This is a genomic window from Polynucleobacter finlandensis, from assembly GCF_018881755.1.
Classification (GTDB): Bacteria; Pseudomonadota; Gammaproteobacteria; order Burkholderiales; family Burkholderiaceae; genus Polynucleobacter; species Polynucleobacter finlandensis.
In genome coordinates this window covers 1-20,059 of the sequence record NZ_JACVPS010000021.1, presented here as the reverse complement: position 1 = coordinate 20,059, position 20,059 = coordinate 1, and the positions used below count along the sequence as shown (strand labels likewise).

Annotated in this window: 20 protein-coding genes, 1 tRNA gene and 1 pseudogene; 6 read left to right on the top strand and 16 right to left on the bottom strand. The window is 43.4% G+C overall.

What is annotated here, in order from left to right; translation table 11 throughout:
* Positions 1 to 269: 269 nt before the first annotated feature.
* Positions 270 to 1,145: a DUF1376 domain-containing protein gene (locus tag ICN49_RS11215; protein ID WP_216168162.1), complete on the bottom strand. Its 876-nt coding sequence runs from the start codon at positions 1,143 to 1,145 to the stop codon at positions 270 to 272.
* Positions 1,146 to 1,154: 9 nt separating this feature from the next.
* Complete coding sequence (locus tag ICN49_RS11210) at positions 1,155 to 1,343, bottom strand: hypothetical protein (protein ID WP_216168161.1); 189 nt, start codon at positions 1,341 to 1,343, stop codon at positions 1,155 to 1,157.
* Between the two features lie 115 nt (positions 1,344 to 1,458).
* Between ICN49_RS11210 and ICN49_RS11205 the strand changes: the two genes are divergently transcribed.
* On the top strand, positions 1,459 to 2,118 hold the full coding sequence (locus ICN49_RS11205) for a hypothetical protein (RefSeq protein WP_216168160.1): 660 nt from the start codon (positions 1,459 to 1,461) through the stop codon (positions 2,116 to 2,118).
* Positions 2,111 to 3,103, top strand: coding sequence for a phage integrase (locus ICN49_RS11200; protein WP_216168159.1), 993 nt, complete (start codon positions 2,111 to 2,113; stop codon positions 3,101 to 3,103). Before ICN49_RS11205 ends, ICN49_RS11200 begins: the two co-directional genes overlap by 8 nt.
* A 73-nt stretch (positions 3,104 to 3,176) precedes the next feature.
* Here the strand turns inward: ICN49_RS11200 and ICN49_RS11195 are convergent.
* The 6 genes from ICN49_RS11195 to petA all read right to left on the bottom strand — a co-directional run bounded on the left by ICN49_RS11195 (position 3,177) and on the right by petA (position 7,216).
* Positions 3,177 to 3,252: transfer RNA gene (locus ICN49_RS11195), tRNA-Thr, on the bottom strand.
* A 17-nt stretch (positions 3,253 to 3,269) separates the two neighbouring features.
* Positions 3,270 to 3,671, bottom strand: a complete 402-nt coding sequence (locus ICN49_RS11190) for a ClpXP protease specificity-enhancing factor (RefSeq protein ID WP_216168158.1) — start codon at positions 3,669 to 3,671, stop codon at positions 3,270 to 3,272.
* 29 nt (positions 3,672 to 3,700) lie between these two features.
* Positions 3,701 to 4,312, bottom strand: a complete 612-nt coding sequence (locus tag ICN49_RS11185) for a glutathione S-transferase N-terminal domain-containing protein (protein ID WP_062307169.1) — start codon at positions 4,310 to 4,312, stop codon at positions 3,701 to 3,703.
* Between the two features lie 75 nt (positions 4,313 to 4,387).
* Positions 4,388 to 5,161, bottom strand: coding sequence for a cytochrome c1 (locus ICN49_RS11180; RefSeq protein ID WP_439650866.1), 774 nt, complete (start codon positions 5,159 to 5,161; stop codon positions 4,388 to 4,390).
* 41 nt (positions 5,162 to 5,202) lie between these two features.
* Positions 5,203 to 6,603: a cytochrome b gene (locus tag ICN49_RS11175; protein ID WP_216168157.1), complete on the bottom strand. Its 1,401-nt coding sequence runs from the start codon at positions 6,601 to 6,603 to the stop codon at positions 5,203 to 5,205.
* A gap of 10 nt (positions 6,604 to 6,613) precedes the next feature.
* Complete coding sequence (gene petA, locus ICN49_RS11170) at positions 6,614 to 7,216, bottom strand: ubiquinol-cytochrome c reductase iron-sulfur subunit (RefSeq protein ID WP_216168156.1); 603 nt, start codon at positions 7,214 to 7,216, stop codon at positions 6,614 to 6,616.
* 138 nt (positions 7,217 to 7,354) lie between these two features.
* On the opposite strand from petA, the gene mscL reads away from it, so the two are divergent.
* Positions 7,355 to 7,777: a large conductance mechanosensitive channel protein MscL gene (gene mscL, locus ICN49_RS11165; protein WP_216168155.1), complete on the top strand. Its 423-nt coding sequence runs from the start codon at positions 7,355 to 7,357 to the stop codon at positions 7,775 to 7,777.
* 20 nt (positions 7,778 to 7,797) lie between these two features.
* Entirely contained in the window at positions 7,798 to 8,976 is a 1,179-nt protein-coding gene (locus ICN49_RS11160) for a Do family serine endopeptidase (protein WP_216168154.1), read from the top strand.
* A gap of 23 nt (positions 8,977 to 8,999) precedes the next feature.
* Here the strand turns inward: ICN49_RS11160 and ICN49_RS11155 are convergent, their stop codons facing one another.
* Genes ICN49_RS11155 through ICN49_RS11140 form a run of 4 tightly spaced genes read right to left on the bottom strand, consistent with a single transcriptional unit; the run spans position 9,000 to position 12,138 of the window.
* Positions 9,000 to 9,734 (bottom strand): amino acid ABC transporter ATP-binding protein, encoded by a 735-nt coding sequence (locus ICN49_RS11155; RefSeq protein WP_216168153.1) that lies wholly within the window; start codon positions 9,732 to 9,734, stop codon positions 9,000 to 9,002.
* Positions 9,735 to 9,770: 36 nt separating this feature from the next.
* On the bottom strand, positions 9,771 to 10,439 hold the full coding sequence (locus ICN49_RS11150; RefSeq protein ID WP_216168152.1) for an amino acid ABC transporter permease: 669 nt from the start codon (positions 10,437 to 10,439) through the stop codon (positions 9,771 to 9,773).
* Between the two features lie 9 nt (positions 10,440 to 10,448).
* Positions 10,449 to 11,240 (bottom strand): amino acid ABC transporter permease, encoded by a 792-nt coding sequence (locus tag ICN49_RS11145; protein WP_216168151.1) that lies wholly within the window; start codon positions 11,238 to 11,240, stop codon positions 10,449 to 10,451.
* A 22-nt stretch (positions 11,241 to 11,262) separates the two neighbouring features.
* Positions 11,263 to 12,138 carry an amino acid ABC transporter substrate-binding protein gene (locus ICN49_RS11140; protein WP_500797044.1) on the bottom strand — a complete coding sequence of 292 codons (876 nt, stop codon included), beginning with the start codon at positions 12,136 to 12,138 and terminating at the stop codon, positions 11,263 to 11,265.
* Here ICN49_RS11140 and ICN49_RS11625 point away from each other — a divergent pair.
* Positions 12,077 to 12,289, top strand: a complete 213-nt coding sequence (locus ICN49_RS11625; RefSeq protein WP_216861207.1) for a hypothetical protein — start codon at positions 12,077 to 12,079, stop codon at positions 12,287 to 12,289. The two genes, ICN49_RS11140 and ICN49_RS11625, sit on opposite strands and share 62 nt — an antisense overlap.
* Positions 12,290 to 12,347: 58 nt before the next feature.
* On the opposite strand, the gene ICN49_RS11135 is transcribed toward ICN49_RS11625, so the two are convergent.
* The 4 genes from ICN49_RS11135 to ICN49_RS11120 form a co-directional block, all read right to left on the bottom strand.
* A complete protein-coding gene (locus ICN49_RS11135; protein ID WP_216168150.1) occupies positions 12,348 to 13,757 on the bottom strand; it encodes an efflux transporter outer membrane subunit in 1,410 nt (469 codons plus the stop codon).
* 1 nt (position 13,758) lies between these two features.
* On the bottom strand, positions 13,759 to 14,997 hold the full coding sequence (locus tag ICN49_RS11130; protein ID WP_216168149.1) for an efflux RND transporter periplasmic adaptor subunit: 1,239 nt from the start codon (positions 14,995 to 14,997) through the stop codon (positions 13,759 to 13,761).
* Complete coding sequence (locus ICN49_RS11125) at positions 14,994 to 18,194, bottom strand: efflux RND transporter permease subunit (protein ID WP_216168148.1); 3,201 nt, start codon at positions 18,192 to 18,194, stop codon at positions 14,994 to 14,996. The genes ICN49_RS11130 and ICN49_RS11125 overlap by 4 nt, the downstream gene beginning before the upstream one ends.
* 180 nt (positions 18,195 to 18,374) lie before the next feature.
* Positions 18,375 to 18,791: a hypothetical protein gene (locus tag ICN49_RS11120; protein ID WP_216168147.1), complete on the bottom strand. Its 417-nt coding sequence runs from the start codon at positions 18,789 to 18,791 to the stop codon at positions 18,375 to 18,377.
* Between the two features lie 241 nt (positions 18,792 to 19,032).
* Here ICN49_RS11120 and ICN49_RS11115 point away from each other — a divergent pair.
* Positions 19,033 to 19,847, top strand: a pseudogene (locus ICN49_RS11115) (IS3 family transposase); the annotation flags it as partial.
* Positions 19,848 to 20,059: the final 212 nt, after the last annotated feature.

Genomic DNA, 20,059 nt, shown 5'->3' with positions numbered 1-20,059 from the left:
ATTTCGGAAATTCATTATTTTGAGATTTTAAAACAAAAAAGTGTTGTACACCTTAGATCCATTGTTAACCCTCCAAATTACCTAATGGCTGCTCTTGGCCGGACTGAGACAGTCGAAACCCTAAAATTCTCCCTTTTGAATGACTGCAATAGGCCAAGAAGCCGCCTCTAGATTATTGAAGTACCCCCTCTTCAACTCAAACGTCTGGCAAAACAGCAAGTAACTCAAGAGTTTCTAGACTTTATTGATGGGCCGGATGATTTGAAGTCTTAATGAATTCTTATTTCCCTTTTATTTTTTTCTCGACGATCTTCTATAAGCACCCTCATTTCCCGATGTGAACGACAGGATGATTTGCTCGGATCTGCACCGAGCTCGATACGGTATGCGTGCTCTATTTGCTCATCAGTGCCAAGTGGTAGCGTTTTATTAGTTCCCCATTCCAAGAGATACTTTTGATCTGGGCCAAAAAATCCGCCAGGAGAGAGTATGTACCTATCCTCCGTCCGCAATATCTGAACAAAATTCGCATAACGTTTAGCGCCAGCTAGCATCTGCTCTGGGCTATTTCCAGCGCTAATAGCTTGATTCCACGCTAGCTTCATAGAGTCTGCTGTAACGCCCTGCCGCCTTGGCAATACTTTTTCCACATCTAAAAACAATGTTTCGGTTATTTCCGTTTGTTTATTGTTATTGGTTATTGGTTGATGGTTAGTGGTTAATAGTTCTTGGTTAGTGGTTAAGGTTATGCCTGGGTTACCGGTGGGTTCAGATTGATAACCTGCTGGGTTATTCTGGGTTTGATGCACTTCAGACGGTTTTGGTGTTCTCGGCCGACCTCCTTTTTTTCCATTTTCTCTACTCGTGTCGGCTTTCTCTTGGTATTCGCGTATTAACTCGACTGAAGATGGATGAGACCAATCGCCATTTTCATTTCTAACAAAAAATTCTTCCAGGATTGCTGTAGCTAGCTTTGCCACTTCCGTTAGGCGTAATTTTCTAAAGACTTGGGTCGTATTGGCTGGGATTGGGCCCTCATTACTAATAAAGTAATTTATCAACCTCAGGCAAATACCCTCTTCATCAACCTTTAAATGCCCTGTTGCAAGACCCCAATCACCAATATTCAGTTTGTAGTAGTGCATATAGTTCCTTTAGCTGCAGCCATTAGCAACATCTATACGCAACTGGAGTAAATTAATAAAGCGTCTCTTTCCAACTTTATAAACAGGTAACTGTCGTCGATCTAGTTGGCCACGAACAACCCCAATGGGAAGGCCTACCATTTCGGCATATTTTTCAGCAGTGACAATCATCAATGAATTTGTTTGGTCTGTATACATATTTTGTATTCTACACAATTACTAATAATTGTCAATATTTATAATATTAATATAATTTGGTATCCATATAAAAATATGTGAGAAAATTGATCACCATTTATCAGAAAACACTCAAATGCCTCTTGAAGAACGAATTTTTTTCGCACTAAGCGATGTTGTGCCCTCCAAATCCAGTCAGTTCTTTGCTGATCTGGAGAAGCTTAGTGGGATTAAAGCTGGATCATGGAGACATGCTTACTATGGTCAACAAAGGGCCACCTGCGACATGATTGAATTTACCTGTCGGTATGTACCTCACTATGCCTACTGGATAGTCACGGGTGCGGCACCGGAAGATGGCATGGAGAATCTCGTGCCAGGTCAGAAAGTTTTAGATGTAGCCGTTCTGGAAAAGATAGTCTCAAAAGAGCCAATTGACTGGACGACTGAAGAGGTAGAAATCGTTGTAAGCAACCTTTTTGGGGATAAAAAAATACACCCGACTCTAATTCGACTTATGTCCAATGGTATGGATGCACGAGAAAGGAAAAAGCTTCTAAATGTAAAGAGCTTAAATCTCCCGAACATCATCATGAAAGAACCTGATCTCTGGACCACAACTGAAATTAACTACCTTTTGTTCAAAAGATATCAGGATCCAAAAGATGAAAGCAGCTATGAAGATTTCGTAAAGGCGAACCTGGGTCCCAATGATGATCTGAATTTGGATCTAATTGCCCGCCAAGAGGAAAAAATTGCTTTTGTAGTTGAAGGTGCTGCCTTCATGAATGATTAAGAAGACTGAAAGTGGATGGCAAGTAGATATTCAGCCTGATGGCCGTGGTGGGAAGCGCTTCAGGAAAATATTTACCAACTTAGCTGAAGCTAAGAACTGGGAAGCATTCACACGAAATTCGGTAATTAAAAATAAAGGTTGGACACCAGAAAAAAGAGATATTAGAAAACTCTCAGAGATTGTCAAAATTTGGTACGACGCTCACGGCAAAATTCTAAGTAACGCAAAAGACACGTATGCCAGACTAACCAATATGGTCGCGGCATTAAAAGATCCCATTGCGGATCAATTGACACCCCAAATGTTTACCAAGTACCGAAGTGAGCGAATTGAGGGAGGACTTAGCCTAAACTCATTCAATCGTGAACATTCTTACTTGCGCGCTGTATTTAATGAACTCATTCGCCTTAACTTATGGAAGAAAGCTAATCCAGTAAGCGCAATCAGGCAATTCAAAATTGCCGATAAGGAACTTGGGTATCTCGAGGTCAATGAACTAAGGGAGTTACTTTCGGAGCTTCAGTCTGCTGAAAGAAATAGTGATGTGTATTTAATCGGGAAAATCTGCCTCTCCACCGGCTCCAGATGGTCTGAAGGAGAAAATCTACGTCCCTCAAATATTAAGAAGGGGGTCATCGAATTTATTAATACTAAGAATAAAAAAATGAGAGCCATTCCCATCTCAAGTGAATTGCAAGAAGAGATTCAAAGCCATGAAGTCAAAGAGAATGGTCGATATTTTGGATCTTCAATGGGGGCATTTAAATCCGGGATTGAAAGAGCTGGGATCGTTTTACCGGATGGCCAATTAACTCACGTCTTGCGTCACACCTTCGCCAGCAGCTTCATGCAGGGCGGCGGAAATATCTTAACTTTACAAAAAATACTTGGCCATCAAAGTCTTCAAATGACCATGCGCTATGCCCATCTTGCGCCAACACACCTTGAGGCCGTGAAATTACTGAACCCATTGGTTAACTTATAAGTTTGCGTTGACACTTTGTCGACAAACAATGAAAAAGGCTCACTAGCAATTAAGCAGTGAGCCTTATATTTATTGGTGCCCCTTGTCCGACTCGAACAGACCACCTACTGATTACAAATCAGTTGCTCTACCAGATGAGCTAAAGGGGCAACGTCGAAATTTTAACCTATTTCACAATCTTCAGGAAGGATTGCTTAGCGCTTTTGGTTTCTGAGGGCTCAAGCTTTTCAGGAATTTGCTCTTGAATTGATTTTGAGTCAAATGGGAAAGACATACCCTGCCCATTTTCTCTCGCATAAATAGCGAGGATATGCGTTACAGGAACCAAAATCTTCCTCGGTACACCACCAAACCTAGCCTGAAAGCTAATGTATTCATTTTCAATTTGCAGTTGATGACATGCTTCTATAGATAAATTCAGAACAATTTCATCATTCTTCACAAACTCGATTGGCACTTCAACTGTTGAGTCGACAAATACCGCAATAAAAGGGGCGAAACCATTATCCGAGCACCACTGGTGTAGCGCTCGGATTAGGTAGGGTTTATTGCTTGGTATATCAGACATGCTGAGTTGTCATGAACCGCCAATGAAACTTAACGGCGCATTACCTTTTCAGAAGGCGTTAATGCCTCAATGTAGGCTGGCCTACTAAAAATACGTTCTGCGTACTTCAGCAAAGCTGCTGCATTGCGTGAGAGATCAATGCCATAGTGCTCAAGACGCCACAACAATGGAGCAATCGCTACATCTAACATTGAAAACTCTTCGCCCAACATATACTTATTTTTAACAAAAATTGGAGCTAACTGAGTTAAACGATCACGAATAGCTAAACGAGCCTTTTCATGAACTTTTTCAGCAGCTTTGCCTTTTTCATTTTCTAATGCGGCCACGTGAACAAACAACTCTTTCTCAAAATTGAAGAGGAAGAGGCGTGCACGTGCGCGTGCGACTGGATCAGGCGGCATTAACTGTGGATGAGGAAAACGCTCGTCAATATATTCATTGATGATGTTTGACTCATACAAAATTAAGTCGCGCTCAACCAAGATTGGAACTTGGCCATAAGGGTTCATCACCGAGATGTCTTCTGGCTTGTTAAACAAGTCCACATCACGGATCTCAAAGTCCATGCCTTTTTCAAAAAGCACTAGACGGCAGCGTTGCGAGAATGGGCAGTTAGTGCCCGAGTACAACACCATCATAAATTTATTTCCTTAAATTTCTACTTCAAAACAACAAACGTACAGCAAACGGGGTACTTACACCCCATCCAAATCTTAGTGAATATCTTTCCAGTAGGCTTTATTCAAACGCCAAGCTAGCAAGGTAAAGATTGCCAAGAACAAGAGCACGATAACGCCAAGACGCTTACGCTCTAATTGAACCGGCTCAGCCATCCACGACAAGAAAGCAACCAAGTCGGCGATATTGTCGTCGTACTCTTGGGGCTTCATGGTTCCCGGTGTTAACTGTTCAAAGCCAACAAATACCTTCTCCATACGACCTTCATCATGAGGATCCTTGCGCTCTTCAAACTTAGCAGCACGCTCACCTTGCAACTGCCATAAAACGTGTGGCATACCTACGCTTGGATAAACCAAGTTATTCCAGCCAGTTTGAGTGGTGTCATCTTTATAGAAGGTGCGGAAATAGGTGTATAGCCAATCCGTCCCACGTGCACGCGCTTCAACCGATAAGTCAGGAGGATTCTTACCAAAGAACGCTTTACCCTCTTTTGGAGTCATGGAGATCGTCATCAGATCACCAACTTTGGTGTCATTTAAAATCAAATTGTCTTTGATCTGTTGGTCAGTCAAGCCAATATCGCGCAAGCGGTTGTAACGCATGCTGGTTGCCGCATGGCAATTTAAGCAATAGTTAACAAAGATCTTTGCGCCATTTTGTAAGGATGCATTTTTACTCACGCGATCCGGGGCTTTATCCAAAGGATGGCCACCTTCATTCGCGCTAGCAGCACCACCAAAACCCAGGGCAGCAACCAAGACTGTTGCCTGGCAGACGCCCATCAAAGTTTGCAGAATTCGTTTCATACTAGTTCCTAATTTCTCTTTGCCGATTTCTCAGGCGTGAATTAATGGGCCTTAAAAGTAACGCGCGTCGGTACTGGCTTGAATGTGCCAAGCTTGCTCCAGAACGGCATTCCCAAGAAGAAGCCCAGATAATAAATAGTGCAAATCTGAGAAACCTTTTCAAACAATGGTGATGGTGGCTGGATACCCAGGTAACCCAGGATCACAAAGCTCACCACAAACACGCCATAAATATATTTATGGAAGTCTGGGCGATAGCGAATGGATTTCACTGGAGAGTGATCCAACCAAGGCAAGAAGAACATGATTACAACTGAACCGCCCATGATCACAACGCCCCAGAATTTGGCATCTAACACGTAGAAACCACCAGCTAATACCAATGCGATTGCAACGCATACGCCTTTGATCTTGATATCTTTGGCTGTCTTAGCAAACATCGCCAAGATCACAGCCAAGAAAATCCACAATGGCAACAAGAAGTTAGTGGTCGTTGCACGCAACATTGAGTAGAAAGGCGTGAAATACCAAACTGGCGCAATGTGTGCAGGTGTCTGAAATGGGTTTGCCGGAATGAAGTTATTGGCTTCAATAAAGTAGCCGCCCATCTCTGGCGCGAAGAACACGATACAAGCAAAAATCATTAAAAAGCCACCCAAATACATGACGTCATGGACGCTGTAATACGGGTGGAATGGTATGCCATCAACTGGATGGCCTTGCGCATCTAAATTGTCTTTAATTTCTACGCCATCTGGATTATTCGAGCCGACTTCATGCAATGCAAGGATATGAGCTGCCACCAACCCAATTAATACCAAAGGAATTGCGACCACATGAAACGCGAAGAAACGGTTCAAAGTGGCATCACCTACTACATAATCGCCACGCAACCATAAAGAAAGATCTGGCCCGATCAATGGGATTGCAGAGAACAAGTTCACGATGACTTGAGCGCCCCAGTAGGACATTTGACCCCATGGGAGCAAGTAACCAAAGAAAGCTTCGCCCATCATGCACAAGAAAATCGCACAGCCAAAGATCCAAATGAGTTCGCGTGGCTTGCGATATGAGCCATAAATCAAGCCACGGAACATATGCATGTATACAACGACAAAGAACATGGATGCGCCGGTAGAGTGCATATAGCGAATCAACCAGCCCCAAGGTACTTCGCGCATGATGTATTCAACAGAATCGAAAGCCTTAGCAGCATCAGGCTTGTAGTTCATGGTCAAGAAAATACCAGTAACAATCTGCAATGCCAGCACGACAATAGCCAAAGCACCAAAAATATAGAAAAAATTCAAGTTCTTGGGAGCGTAATACTCGCTCATATGCCTCTTAAAGGCCTCTGTCACAGGTAACCGTGAATCAACCCAAGCCATCAGCTTGTGGGCTGCAGAAGCGTCTGCTGGGACTTCTTTTTCGTGAAATGCCATTTATCTCTCCTCAGGCCTTCTTATCTTCGCCAACCAGAATCTTGGTATCGCTCATATACATATGTGGCGGCACTTCAAGGTTATCTGGGGCTGGTTTGTTCTTAAATACGCGACCTGCCATATCAAATGTGGAGCCGTGGCATGGGCAAAGGAAGCCTCCTGGCCAGGTATTCGGTAAGGAAGGCTGTGGGCCTGCCTCAAATTTAGCGGATGGCGAGCAACCTAAATGGGTGCAAATCCCCACTACAACGAGATATTCAGGTTTAATCGAGCGCCATTGATTCTGGGCATAAGGAGGCGTAAATTGGGCTGGATCCCTTAAAGAATCAGGGTCAGCTAGCTCGGAGTCAATCTTGGAGAGCTCTGCAACCTGCTCTGGAGTGCGACGCACCACCCAAACAGGCTTACCGCGCCATTCCACCATCCTCATCTCATCTGGCTGCATACCAGCAATATCAATCTCAACTGCAGCCCCAGCCGCCTTGGCTCGCTCGGAAGGCTCAAAACTATCTATAAAAGGGTATAAGGCTGCGGCTGCACCAACGCCTCCAACTGCCGAAGTGGCGATCAACCAATTACGGCGATCCTTATCCATACAGGGCTTGTCACTCATTTACAAAAATCCTCGAAAGAAGCATTTATGGGTAGAAATTGCTTAAAGGTAGGATTTTAAAGTAAAAAGTGGGGTAAGCAAGAAAGTTATGGGGTTAATCTCGGGATAATCCTTATTCCCACTAGAAAGGATGGATTTATGAGCGTTTTAAAAGAATTTCGCGACTTTGCGGTCAAAGGCAATGTAATAGATTTAGCAGTCGGAGTCATTATTGGCGGTGCTTTTGGGAAAATCGTTGATTCCCTAGTAAATGACATCGTGATGCCAGTCATTTCTATTCTTTTAGGCGGTCACATTGACTTTACCAATCTCTTTCTGGTGCTTGGGCAAACTCCAGAGGGTGTGCCGAGAACCTTTGATGCCCTTAAAAAGGCAGGTGTGCCCATTTTTGCTTATGGGAATTTCATCACCATCTCTATCAATTTCATTCTGCTGGCTTTTGTTATCTTCCAGATGGTGAAGGTGGTTAATAAAATTCGTGTCATGGATGCACCTCCTCCTCCGCCAGTTCCGGAAGATCTCGTGTTGCTGCGCGAGATCCGCGACAGTTTAAAAAAATAATTTCTTACGTGGAATAGAAAATGTTGAATCGGCTCTGGTTACTATTTGCACAATCAGTAACGATGATGTTGGCTGCGTGGTTCGTTGTTGCTACGCTCAAGCCTGACTGGATATCGGGTTTACAAATAGGCTCCATTGTTCAGAGCGTCACACTGAGCGAGGGTGCTTACGATAACTCTGCACTTAGTCCCGGCTCGTATCACGATGCTGTAAAAAAATCTATGCCCGCTGTCGTCAATATTTTTACGAGCAAGGCAAATACAAAACCTAAAGCCCGCAAAGAGAGTGGCAACAATTCGGCGGATCCTTTATTTAAATTCTTTTTTGGGGATCAACCTCCAGACTCAGAACCAAGCTCCAGCCTGGGCTCTGGGGTGATCGTCAGTCCAGAGGGAATTATTCTCACCAACTATCATGTCATTAGTGATGCAGATGAAATTGATGTAGCGCTATCTGATGGCAGAAAAGTAAAGGCCAAAATAATTGGCGGTGATCCAGAAACAGATATTGCCGTTTTAAAAATTGATGTAAAGCAATTGCCCACACCCATCACCTTAGGAAAAATTGAATCGGTTCACGTTGGGGATGTAGTGCTTGCCATTGGCAATCCCTTTGGAGTTGGCCAAACCGTTACCTCTGGAATTATTTCTGCTCTAGGTCGTGATCATGTAGGCATTAATACTTTTGAAAACTTTATTCAAACTGATGCCGCCATTAATCCTGGAAATTCTGGTGGCGCCTTAGTTGATACACGAGGCCATTTGATTGGAATTAATACTGCTATTTATTCCAATAATGGAGGCTCCATGGGAATTGGTTTTGCCATCCCAGTTAACCTGGCAAAACAGGTGATGGAATCGATTCTTGCTAATGGCAGTGTTACTCGCGGCTGGATCGGAGTTGAGCCTCAAAACTTATCCAAGGAACTCTTGGAGTCATTGGGGCTGCCTCAAAATACGGCCGGCGTTCTACTATCAGGCGTTCTAGAGGGTGGGCCTGCTTCCAAGGGCGGAATCAAGCCTGGGGACGTTCTGGTTGCCGTTAATGGCAATGACATTAAAGATGTAAGACAGCTATTAAATCAAATTGCACAGATTGGCCCCGGTAATGAGGCCTCCCTCAAAATCTTACGCAAAGACAAAGAATTGGAGCTCAAAGTCCAAGCTGGGAAAAGGCCAAAGCCAAAAACAATGAATTAGCACAAGTGCTGATTCGTTAAATCTTATCCGGCCAATATTTTGGACAAGAAGTCCTTAGCTCTAAGCGAACGTGCTTCAGGATTGCCAAAGAATTCATCTCTGCTGCAATCCTCAATAATTCGGCCTTGATCCATGAAGATCACCCGATGACTAACCTTGCGAGCAAAACCCATTTCATGAGTCACGCAGCACATAGTCATACCCTCATTGGCAAGCTTGACCATGACGTCTAAAACCTCACCAACCATTTCAGGGTCAAGCGCAGAGGTAGGCTCATCGAACAACATCACAATCGGGTCCATACTCAATGCGCGTGCAATAGCTACACGTTGCTGTTGACCACCAGAGAGCTGGCCCGGAAATTTATCTTTTTGCGCACTCAAACCAACACGCTCTAAATATTTCAGTCCGTGGGTTTTTGCTTCATCAGCCGAGCGTCCTAACACCTTAATTTGTGCAAGCGTAAGGTTCTCGGTAATGCTTAAGTGCGGGAAAAGTTCAAAATGCTGGAAAACCATTCCCACGCGAGCGCGCAGTTTAGGCAGGTTAGTTTTAGGGTCATGCAGATTAATGCCATCAACGGAAATTTGACCAGATTGAAATGGTTCCAACGCATTAATAGTTTTAATTAACGTTGACTTGCCTGAACCCGAAGGACCACAAATAACTACTACCTCCCCCTTTTTGATTGACGTTGTGCAATCAGTCAACACTTGAAAGGAGTCATACCATTTAGAAACGTTTTGAAGTTCAATCATGATGGTCTATGTAGTATGTAGCGATCAAAAAAATAATTAGCGAATAATGGCAACTTTTGCCTGAATGGCGCGCACTGCTTTAGACAGTGAAAAACAGATGATGAAATACGTAGCGGCAGCCAATATATAGGTTTCGATTGGACGGCCATAATTTTTTCCAGCAATCTCAAAACCTTTTAAGAGATCGTAAGCGCCAATCGCATAAACCAAAGAGGTGTCTTGGAACAAGATGATGGTCTGCGTCATGAAGACAGGAATCATATTTCTAAATGCTTGCGGCAAAACGACTAAGCGCATGTTTTGGCCGTAGGTCATTCCCAAGGCCTCACCAGCATAAATCTGACCTTTTGGGACCGACTGAATGCCGGCTCTAACAATCTCCGAAAAGAAAGCAGCCTCAAACGCAATAAAGGTAATAGTGGCAGATAAATCCGCCCCGATGGGTCTGCCTATCAACATTGGTATGAGCAAGAAGAACCAAAGAATGACCATTACCAATGGAATGGAACGCATGGTATTAACGTAAAACGTTGCTGGATAAACTAAAGAAGGCTTACCGGAGAGTCTCATCAATGCTAAGAAAGTGCCGACCACAATGCCGCCAACAGTAGCAATGACAGTGAGCTGCACACTAAATAACAGCCCCTTCAAAATATAATTTGTGAAGAGTTCCCAGTTATAAAAACTTAAGTCTAAGCTCAACATATCATTCCTTTAATGAGCAAGACTTGCATCATTCGATGCGGCAATAAAACCAGGGATACGACTTCTTTTTTCGATCAAAGCCATCACACGATTAACGGCAAACGCAGATAAGGCATAGAGCGCAGTAACAGCCAAATAAATCTCTACGCCGTGAGAAGTTTCCTCTTGCGCCTGCATCGCAAATAAAGTGAGTTCAGGTACAGATACCGCAAAGGCCACTGAAGAGTTTTTGATCACATTCATACTCTCAGATGTCAGAGGTGGAATGACAATGCGTAATGCCATAGGCAATATGACATAGCGATAGGTTTGCGGGGTAGTTAAGCCCAACGCAGTTGCTGCAGCTCCTTGCCCGCTTGGTAAAGACTGTATGCCAGCGCGCACCTGCTCCGCTATGCGAGCAGAAGTAAAAAAGCCCAAGGCAATACTGACTAACCAATACGATGGCAGTGCTTTTAATGGCAGAACAAATGCGGGGATAACGTGATACCAGAGAAATACCTGAACTAAGACTGGGATATTTCTAAATAACTCTACCCAAGTAGTTGAAAGTCGCACCAACACCCTGCTTAGTCTGCCGTTATCCGGCAGGGTTCTCAAAGTACCCATCACGGCGCCCAAAATCAAGGCGATTGCAAGACCTAGAGCTGCTACCGCCAAGGTCCAGCCCCACGCCTTCATCAACCAGTCTAGATAACTGGGATCTGCATTTTGGCTAAGCCCAAATATAGAGGAGAAGCAGTGATCGACTACTTCTCCGTCTAAGGTGCTTTTACAAAAAACACCTAAATCTAATGCCATATTGAAAACTTATTTAATTGAATTACTTCTTGTTGTAATCTTCTGCAGGTTTGTCATTCAAATTAGCCCAAGCATTTTTAGTTGCTGGGGATAGCTCAAGACCAACTACGATATTTTTTGGTGGAATTGGTGACAAGAACCACTTATTCCACAATCCAGGCATTTTGCCATTCGCAACAATCTTTGCAATTGCGGCATTCACTGCAACCTTAAACTCTGGATCGTCTTTACGAACCATAATTGCAATTGGCTCTGTAGACAGGACTTCGCCAACAATTTTGTAATCTTTTGGATTCTTAGAGTTGGCGATATTGCCAGCCAAAATAGAACCGTCCATTACAAAGGCATCAGCACGACCAGACTCAAGCAACAAGAAGCTGTCAGCATGATCCTTACCAAATACTTCATCAAAGTTCACACCATTGGCTTTTTCATGCTTGCGCAAAAGCTGTACAGAGGTTGTCCCTGTTGTTGTTGCAACTTTTTTACCTGCCAATTGAGAAATAGATGTAATTCCTGAATTTGCCTTGACTGCAATGCGTACCTCTTCAACGTACAAGGTGTTGGCAAAGCCAACATCTTTAGCACGCGCAACATTGTTAGTTGTTGTGCCGCACTCGATATCGACTGTGCCGTTTTGCACCAAAGGCACACGATTTTGTGATGTCACTGGTTGATAGTTGATCCGTATTGCGCTCATGCCTAGCTTATCTTTGATATCCGCCAAAATCATGCGGCAAATTTCAACATGGTAGCCATCAAAACGACTATCGCCGGTAGTGTAGGACATCGGGATTGAGGACTCTCTGACCCCCATAGTGACCGCGCCGGTAGACTTGATTTTATCCATAGTGGCGCTAGATGCGTATACGCTGGAGCTTGCCAAAATAGATACGATAGCTAAAACTGCTGAGCTTTGGAGTCTTCTTAAAAAGTTAGCAGATATGTGGGCAAATAAAAATTTCACAATTCTTGTAGTTTTAACAGATATTTATGGAATAGCCAATAAAAAAGCACTGGATTTAAGGCGCATGCCTGCAGAAACGTAGTTCAAGCCTTTAAAGATGCTCTGCACTTTTGAGTTAAAAAATTCTTCAACCCTCTGAATTACCAATACCCTCCGAGCGCTTTGATCAGTAAAACCCGATCAATCAGTAATTGAGTCTGGTAGTCAACCTGAACCGTCCGAGCTCTAGATTGATCAATGGCAGCATCGACAATTTCTAGGTAGCCAGCAACGCCCTCTCGATATCTGACCGTAGAAATCTTATAAGTTTTTTCTGCATACATTAAGCTATTTTCGACGTTCACTAAAGATTCTTCACGATTCTTTAATTGCACCAATACATCCTCTACCTCTTTAATAGCTACAAGCACAGTATTTTTATAGACAGCTGTGTTTTCAGCGTTCTTCGCGACTGCCTGATCAACAATTGCAGATCTTCTACCGCCATCAAAAATTGTTAAAAATGCTAGCGGTCCTATTGTCCAGAAAGCATTAGGGGCGGCAAGAATATTAGCTTGATTTGCAGTTTGATAACCACCAAAGGCGGACAAAGATAGAACTGGGAAAAAAGCACTTCTTGCGACACCAATTTCTGCATTGCTAGCGGCCACTCTTCTCTCGGCAGATGCAACATCGGGGCGACGCTCAAGCAAGGTCGAGGGAATAGATACAGCCACAGGAGCAAGCTTTAGATTATCAACACTCCCTCTTGGCAAGGAGAATGAGGAAGGAGACTCTCCCACCAGAACAGCAATCACATGCTCTAGTTGTGCGCGGCGGGTTTGTAGCGCCTTCTCTCGAATACGCCCGCTTTCAACCAAACCCTGCACCCTGTAAAAATCGACCCCAGGGTTAATGCCTTCTTTGTAACGCTTTTGCATTAAATCGGCTTGTTTTTGATACGTGCTTAAATCTTGCTGCAAAATATCCTGCTGAGATTCAACACCTCGCATCGCAATGTAACTGCTGACGAGGTCCGCCTGAATAATTAAACGTACCGACTCTAAATCCTCTTGACTAGCCTCCGCCAAGGCCGATGCCGAATCAATGCCGGACCGAACGCGACCCCATAAGTCGACCTCATAAGTTGCAAGGCCGCCAAAAAAATTATTGTCATAAATATTAGGCTGATTCGCACCCCGAAGCGGCCTTCCCGCAGACTGTCTATTCTCCGTTGCGGCACCGGTCACTGCAATTTGTGGGTATAGCCCTGCGTTATTAACCGCTAAAAATGCACTCGCATTTTCATATCGAGCCACTGCAGCGGCAATTTGAAAGTTGTTGGCCTCAGTTTTTGCAACCAATTGATCCAAAATCGGATCGCCAAAATTTTTCCACCAAGAACCTCTTTTCATCTGATCGGCAGGTTTAGCAACCACCCAATCCTGAGAAATCTCCTTAAAGTTACTTGGCATTTGCATTTCAGGGCGCTTGTAATCGGGAGCAAGAGAACATCCATAGCAAACGCTGAGCAGCCCAACCCCTAGGAAACGTCGAAATTTAATTGACATACTATTTCGCCTTATTTCCGTTCGACTCTTTTGCAAGCACTACTACCTCGCCAGCAATCAATGAATCCGGTGGATTATTTATGATCTTAGACTGATTCGTAATTGGACCAATCACCTCAACCTCTTGGCCAAAATCTCTGCCAATCACGACCTTGGTAAATACCGCCTTTTGATCTTTACCAACCTCTGCCAAGAATGCTCCGTTCTTACGAATAATTAAAGCCGAAGACGGTACCCGCGGAATATTCCGATCAGAAGGCAGATCAATATTAACTTGGGCAAACTCGCCAGCAGTTAAGACGTGTTCTTGATTATCCATTTCAATCTCTATGAGGACCGTTCCAGAATTTTCATTAATTGCGCCAGCCGAACGGACTACCTTCGCTTCAAATACTTTTTCCGGAAACTCAGGAACACGAATTCTTGCCGAAATACCAGGCTGAATATCGTTCATAAATACCTGTGGAATATTTACAAACAGTCGTAACTTATCAATATTGGCAACATTAAATAGTGGCTTACCTGCACCAGCGGTTACTAAAGCACCCACATCAATATTGCGTTCGGTAACCTGTCCAGCAAACGGCGCTGGAATATTTTTATAGTCTGAGAAGATCTCGGCCTTCTGTAAATTTGCCTCAGCAATTTGACGCAGAGATTTTCTGGTCTCATATTCAGTGGTCTTTTGATCCAACTCTTGCTTTGAGACAGCATCTTCTGCAAAAAGATTCTTCCATCTTGTTAAGGAGATCTTAGCTAGAGCCTCATTACTCTTTGCAGCAATCAAATCAGATTTTGCTTGCTGTAGTTGCTGATCTACTTCTGGAGCCTCAATTCTTCCTAAAATCTCACCTTTTTTAACCTCGGCACCGATATCCTTATCCCATTTCTTCATATAACCATTTACACGAGAATAAATTGGTGCATTTAAGTAGGCTTCGAGGCGACCCGGAAAGGAGATTGAATTTTCAGCACCGCCAACTACTGGCATAACAACGGTAACTATCCTTTGCGCATTTTCTTCAGAGCGAAATTTAGCGGAAATAAACCCATAAATTCGAAATCCAAAATTGAGAATGATGATCACGAGCACCGCTTGGACTATACGTTTTTGATTTTTTTCGAGTCCCTGATATTTTCGATAAAGCGTAATTAAAAATTCTTTTGCTATAGCTACATAATTCTTCACTAATGGAAGGACATTTTTTAAAGAATCTTTATTGAATTTAATTGTTTTCATGCTTTTTCTGATCCATAGTTTTTATGTACAAGGCTAAACACAACCGGTACAAAAATAAGAGTTGCGAACGTTGCAAAAATGAGTCCCCCTACAACGGCTCTGCCAAGAGGGGCATTCTGCTCGCCGCCCTCACCAAGACCTAATGCCATCGGGGCCATACCAATCACCATTGCCAATGCAGTCATCATCACGGGCCTGAACCTTGAAAAACCAGCCTCCAAAGCCGCCTTGATCGGATCTTTATCGATTGGTAAACGTTCGCGGGCAAAACTAACCACCAAAATACTATTTGCTGTGGCGACCCCCATACACATAATCACTCCCGTAAGGGCTGGTACCGATAAGTTTGTAAACGTCAAAAATAATATCCAAATAATTCCGGCTATGGCCGCTGGCAATGCAGTAATAATGACGAATGGGTCTAGCCAGGATTGGAAATTCACCACCAGTATTAAGTAAATTAATACGATAGATCCTATCAAGCCTAAACCTAGGCCAGTGAAAGCAGAGTTCATTGTAGAAACTTGCCCTCTCAATTCTACGGTTGTGCCTTTAGGGATATTTTTGGTTTCTTCCTCAATAATGCGATTGATATCAGATGCCACCGCCCCAAGATCGCGACCCTGAGTGTCGGCGTAAATATCAAATGAAGGCTTAATACTGTCATGCGTCACAACTGCATCTGCAAAATTTCTTCTTAGGGATGAGATTCCACCAAGAATTGTTCCTGTTGAAGCGTTCGAGCCGGCTACCGGAATATTCAAAAGGTCTGAAATACTAGAAACTTGTATTTGCGGCGTTTGAACAACTACCGGATAAGAAATACCATTGGATGGATTTAGCCAAAATGCAGGGGCTACCTGGCCACTACCTGCCAATGTAGTCACCATGTTATTAGTAATATCCCTTTGCGTTATGCCAATCTTCGCAGCCTGCACACGATCTACATCGACATTAATCTGAGGATAATTCGTTGCCTGCTGAATTCGCACGTCCGCAATCCCTGGGATTTTTTTAACGCGCTCTAGTAATTTTGCTGTAAAGGCAAAGTTTTCATCCCGCTTAGTCCCCTTCACGATAATATCGATAGGAGCAGGCGCACCAAAATTCAGAATCTGACTCACAATATCGGCAGGCAAAAATGCAAAACTAGTTGACGGGAATTTCTTAGGCAGCTCTTCACGTAACTTCTTTACAAATTCATCAGTTGGTGAGTGCCCCTTAACTAGAGAAACCAAAATATCACCATCTTGTGGACCAATGGTACCCGTACTGCTATATGCCATATTAATTCCGCTGACAGATAGCCCAATATTGTCAACAATACTTTCAATTTGGTCTTGGGGCACCAAGCGACGAATCTCGGCCTCAATATCGTTAAATTGACGCGCGGTTTCTTCAAGACGAGTGCCGACTGGCACTCGAACGTGCATCTTAATTTGACCACCATCAACTGCTGGAAAAAATTCTCGCCCAAAAGAGAAGATTAAAAGATATGAGCCCAGTACGCCGACCATAAATATCACAATGAACTTTTTTTGATCCACTATGACTAATTTCAAAAAGTCAAAATATCTGCTTCTCACAGAGTTAAATACGTTTTCAAATTGATATTGAAATTTAGCCAGCCTACCTTTGATCCTGACTACTCGATTGGTATGATTAATATCCATCACCCAACGCAAATGTCCAGATGCATGCTCATCATGACCATGAATTTCTTTTAAAATGAAATTTGCAAAAGTAGGCACAAAAGTGCGTGATAGGATAAAAGATCCAATCATTGCAAACATCACAGCCTTAGCCATCGGCACAAATAAAAACTTAGAGACACCCTCTAAAAAGAACATAGGCACAAATACAATACAAATACATAGTAGCGCTATAAATGCCGGCCCTACAATCTGTGCTGCGCCATCCAGGATTGCGTCTTGAATCGACTTTCCCTGCTCTAAGTGCCAGTTAATATTCTCAATCGTAACGGTGGCATCATCAACCAGAATACCCACTGCCAAGGCAAGACCCCCCAAGGTCATAATATTTAGGGTTTCACCGGTAATGTTTAACATCAATACCGCAAACAAGATTGCAAGCGGGATTGAAGAAGCAATAATCACTGTTGATCGCCAGCTTCCTAAAAATAATAGGATCATTAAACTAGTCAAGGCTGCCGCAATCAATCCCTCGTGAATCACGCCACTAATAGAGGCCTTTACGAATACTGATTGGTCACCGTTGATGTTGATATTTAATTCTGATGGTAAGGACTCCTTTAGTTTTGGCACTAGTGCTTTAACGCCGTCAATAATATCTAGTGTAGAAACTGCACCAGATTTCAAAATAGTCATCAAAACTGCCTTACCACCATCCAAGCGCACCAGATTTGTTTGTGGAGGAGAACCGTCGCGAACTTGAGCCACATCCCTTAACTGAATGACCGCTCCACTCGCCAACTTAATCGGAAAGTCCGCAATCTCCTGAAACCCATCGACGCCATTATTTAACTTAATGCTGTATTCATACTCGCCAATTTTTTGTGTGCCAGTTGGAATAATGAGGTTTTGTGCCGCTAGTGCGCTAATCACATCATTAGGGGTTAGCTTTCTTGCTTGAAGTGCTGCTAATCGCAAGTCAATCTGAATTTGCCGAGTTTTTCCTCCATATGGTGACGGCACTGCACTGCCAGGCACACTTGCTAGAGCAGGTCTAATAAAGTTTTGTCCATAGTCAAAAATACGTTGCTCAGATAGGGATAGACTAGAGAGCGCTAATTGCACGATTGGAACTGTGGCGGCGTTGTAATTCAAAATGAGTGGCGGCGTAATGCCTGGCGGCATTTGCTTCAGCACTGTTTGTGAAATCGAAGTTACTTGTGCTGTCGCTAGGCGAATATCGACACTAGGCTGAAAGAAAATCTTGACAATTCCATAACCAGGCAGCGATTGGGATTCAATATGCTCAATGTCATTTACTGTTGAGCTTAATGCGCGCTCATAAGCGTAAACAACCCTTCCAGCCATATCCTCAGGCTGCATACCTGTATAAGACCAGACTACGCTAATTACTGGAATACGAATTTCTGGAAAAATATCAATTGGGGAGCGAAGTGCACTAAAGATCCCCATTAGAGCTATCAAAATCGCCATCACCACAAATGTATATGGCTTTTCTAAAGCTAACTTAACTAACCTAATCATTTTTTAATCTTTATTAAAGCGAAAATTTATCAATGGAGTTTCTTGCATCAGCATTCAGCTTGCATCCTGACAATGGCACTTTAATGCCAGTCAACTATAAGTTCAAACTGAATAAGGATGTGAACAACTCTTGGCAATATCATGACAGCAAGTGAAAGTGATCTGCCAACTCCTGGAGTGCTAGACGACTCGTGGAGGCCTGAAGATTGAAGTCAGCACTAAGCCGAGCATGCCATCTGAAACGCGGATACAAAAAAAAGATTCATTCTCAACAGGCAAAAACACTAGTGTGTTTTCATGGATATCGCCTAATACGTGCGCGCTCAAGTTAAGCTTTAGATTGGGTTCCTTTTGCTCTAATCCTTTAGATGATTCATCCAAAAGATTGGCGCCCTTCTGGACGCCGACATAAGCTTGAGTTCTTTGCACAGCATTTTGGACAAAAATTTGAGCACCAGAAGTTTTCACAAGAGCGAAAAAGATACAACTCGACAGAATTAGCACTTTTACAAATTTTTGCATCCGCTCATTACATTCCCGTTCGCGAGATCTGTCAAGATTTTCTTTCGCCAGAATTAATTTATTGCATTGCAGCATATTTATACTTGAATGCGTCTCTAAAACTCCAGTCTAAAAGCAATTTGCCAAGGCAAACGCCTTAGAATTTAGTCTCATTTTCTTTGATCTATATTATTTTTAGATCAATTCTAAGTATTCTGATTTAAAAGTATCTTATTGATGCGATATATTTTCTTCATCCTCGGTAATCCCCCGGTAATACCCCCCCACAGGTTAACTGAGCTCAGAGGTAGAATTTTCTCAATTAGAGGAGTTCTACATGAAGCGTTCTAAATTTACTGATAGCCAGATCATGGATGCCCTAAAACGGGTGGATGCTGGCCTAGCAGTTCCAGAAATCTGTCGTGAACTGGGTATCAGCACTGCTACTTTCTACAAGTGGCGCTCTAAATATGGCGGCATGGACACTTCCATGATGGCCCGCATGAAGGAGCTTGAGGCTGAAAATGCCAGGCTTAAGAAGATGTACATCGAAGAGAAGCTCAAGGCGGAGATCTTAAACGAGGCCATCACAAAAAAGTGGTGAGGCCGTCTCACAGACGTGAGATGGCCCAAAAGGCAGTCAGAGAGAAGGCAATCCCCATTCGATTGGCCTGCGCTATCTTTAGCGTGAGCGAGACCTGCTATCGCTATGAAGCGAAGAACAATGTGCAGAACGAGCTCATTGCCAACTGGCTGATCCGCTTAACGGACAACAACCGCAGTTGGGGGTTTGGCCTTTGTTATTTGTATCTACGCAATGTCAAGAACTACACATGGAACCACAAACGCATCTACCGGATTTACCGCGAGCTTGAGCTCAACCTGCGCATCAAACCCCGTAAGCGTTTGGTGCGAGATAAGCCAGATGCATTGGTCGTGCCGCTGAGTATTAACCAAGTCTGGTCGATGGACTTTATGCATGACCAGTTGCAAGATGGCAGAAGTATCCGTCTGTTTAATGTGATTGATGACTTTAATCGTGAAGCCTTAGGTATTGAAGTGGACTTCTCATTGCCGGCAGAGCGAGTAGTTCGTAGCTTAGATCAAATTATTGCTTGGCGAGGTAAGCCTGCTGTTATACGAGCGGACAACGTACTAAATGCAAGAACTTTTTCCAGCGATAGGCAAAGCCATACCGTAACTGCAATTTGCAGTTAAAAAATCAAACTTACTACTTGTCTATACCCAAACGGTCACTTCCACAAATAAATCAGGGGTCCCGATTAACCATAATTAACACAAGATCCGCCACTTCACGTTTTGGTCTTTACCCTACTTAAAACAATCTGAGGTCCCAGTGGAAG

What these genes read in the sequence shown, in the direction of transcription:
- ICN49_RS11215 (WP_216168162.1), bottom strand. Translation starts at nt 1,145, where the DNA reads ATGCACTACTACAAACTGAATATTGGTGATTGGGGTCTTGCAACAGGG.
- ICN49_RS11210 (WP_216168161.1), bottom strand. Translation starts at nt 1,343, where the DNA reads ATGTATACAGACCAAACAAATTCATTGATGATTGTCACTGCTGAAAAA.
- ICN49_RS11205 (WP_216168160.1), top strand. Translation starts at nt 1,459, where the DNA reads ATGCCTCTTGAAGAACGAATTTTTTTCGCACTAAGCGATGTTGTGCCC.
- ICN49_RS11200 (WP_216168159.1), top strand. Translation starts at nt 2,111, where the DNA reads ATGATTAAGAAGACTGAAAGTGGATGGCAAGTAGATATTCAGCCTGAT.
- ICN49_RS11190 (WP_216168158.1), bottom strand. Translation starts at nt 3,671, where the DNA reads ATGTCTGATATACCAAGCAATAAACCCTACCTAATCCGAGCGCTACAC.
- ICN49_RS11185 (WP_062307169.1), bottom strand. Translation starts at nt 4,312, where the DNA reads ATGATGGTGTTGTACTCGGGCACTAACTGCCCATTCTCGCAACGCTGC.
- ICN49_RS11180 (WP_439650866.1), bottom strand. Translation starts at nt 5,161, where the DNA reads ATGAAACGAATTCTGCAAACTTTGATGGGCGTCTGCCAGGCAACAGTC.
- ICN49_RS11175 (WP_216168157.1), bottom strand. Translation starts at nt 6,603, where the DNA reads ATGGCATTTCACGAAAAAGAAGTCCCAGCAGACGCTTCTGCAGCCCAC.
- petA (WP_216168156.1), bottom strand. Translation starts at nt 7,216, where the DNA reads ATGAGTGACAAGCCCTGTATGGATAAGGATCGCCGTAATTGGTTGATC.
- mscL (WP_216168155.1), top strand. Translation starts at nt 7,355, where the DNA reads ATGAGCGTTTTAAAAGAATTTCGCGACTTTGCGGTCAAAGGCAATGTA.
- ICN49_RS11160 (WP_216168154.1), top strand. Translation starts at nt 7,798, where the DNA reads ATGTTGAATCGGCTCTGGTTACTATTTGCACAATCAGTAACGATGATG.
- ICN49_RS11155 (WP_216168153.1), bottom strand. Translation starts at nt 9,734, where the DNA reads ATGATTGAACTTCAAAACGTTTCTAAATGGTATGACTCCTTTCAAGTG.
- ICN49_RS11150 (WP_216168152.1), bottom strand. Translation starts at nt 10,439, where the DNA reads ATGTTGAGCTTAGACTTAAGTTTTTATAACTGGGAACTCTTCACAAAT.
- ICN49_RS11145 (WP_216168151.1), bottom strand. Translation starts at nt 11,240, where the DNA reads ATGGCATTAGATTTAGGTGTTTTTTGTAAAAGCACCTTAGACGGAGAA.
- ICN49_RS11135 (WP_216168150.1), bottom strand. Translation starts at nt 13,757, where the DNA reads ATGTCAATTAAATTTCGACGTTTCCTAGGGGTTGGGCTGCTCAGCGTT.
- ICN49_RS11130 (WP_216168149.1), bottom strand. Translation starts at nt 14,997, where the DNA reads ATGAAAACAATTAAATTCAATAAAGATTCTTTAAAAAATGTCCTTCCA.
- ICN49_RS11125 (WP_216168148.1), bottom strand. Translation starts at nt 18,194, where the DNA reads ATGATTAGGTTAGTTAAGTTAGCTTTAGAAAAGCCATATACATTTGTG.
- ICN49_RS11120 (WP_216168147.1), bottom strand. Translation starts at nt 18,791, where the DNA reads ATGCTGCAATGCAATAAATTAATTCTGGCGAAAGAAAATCTTGACAGA.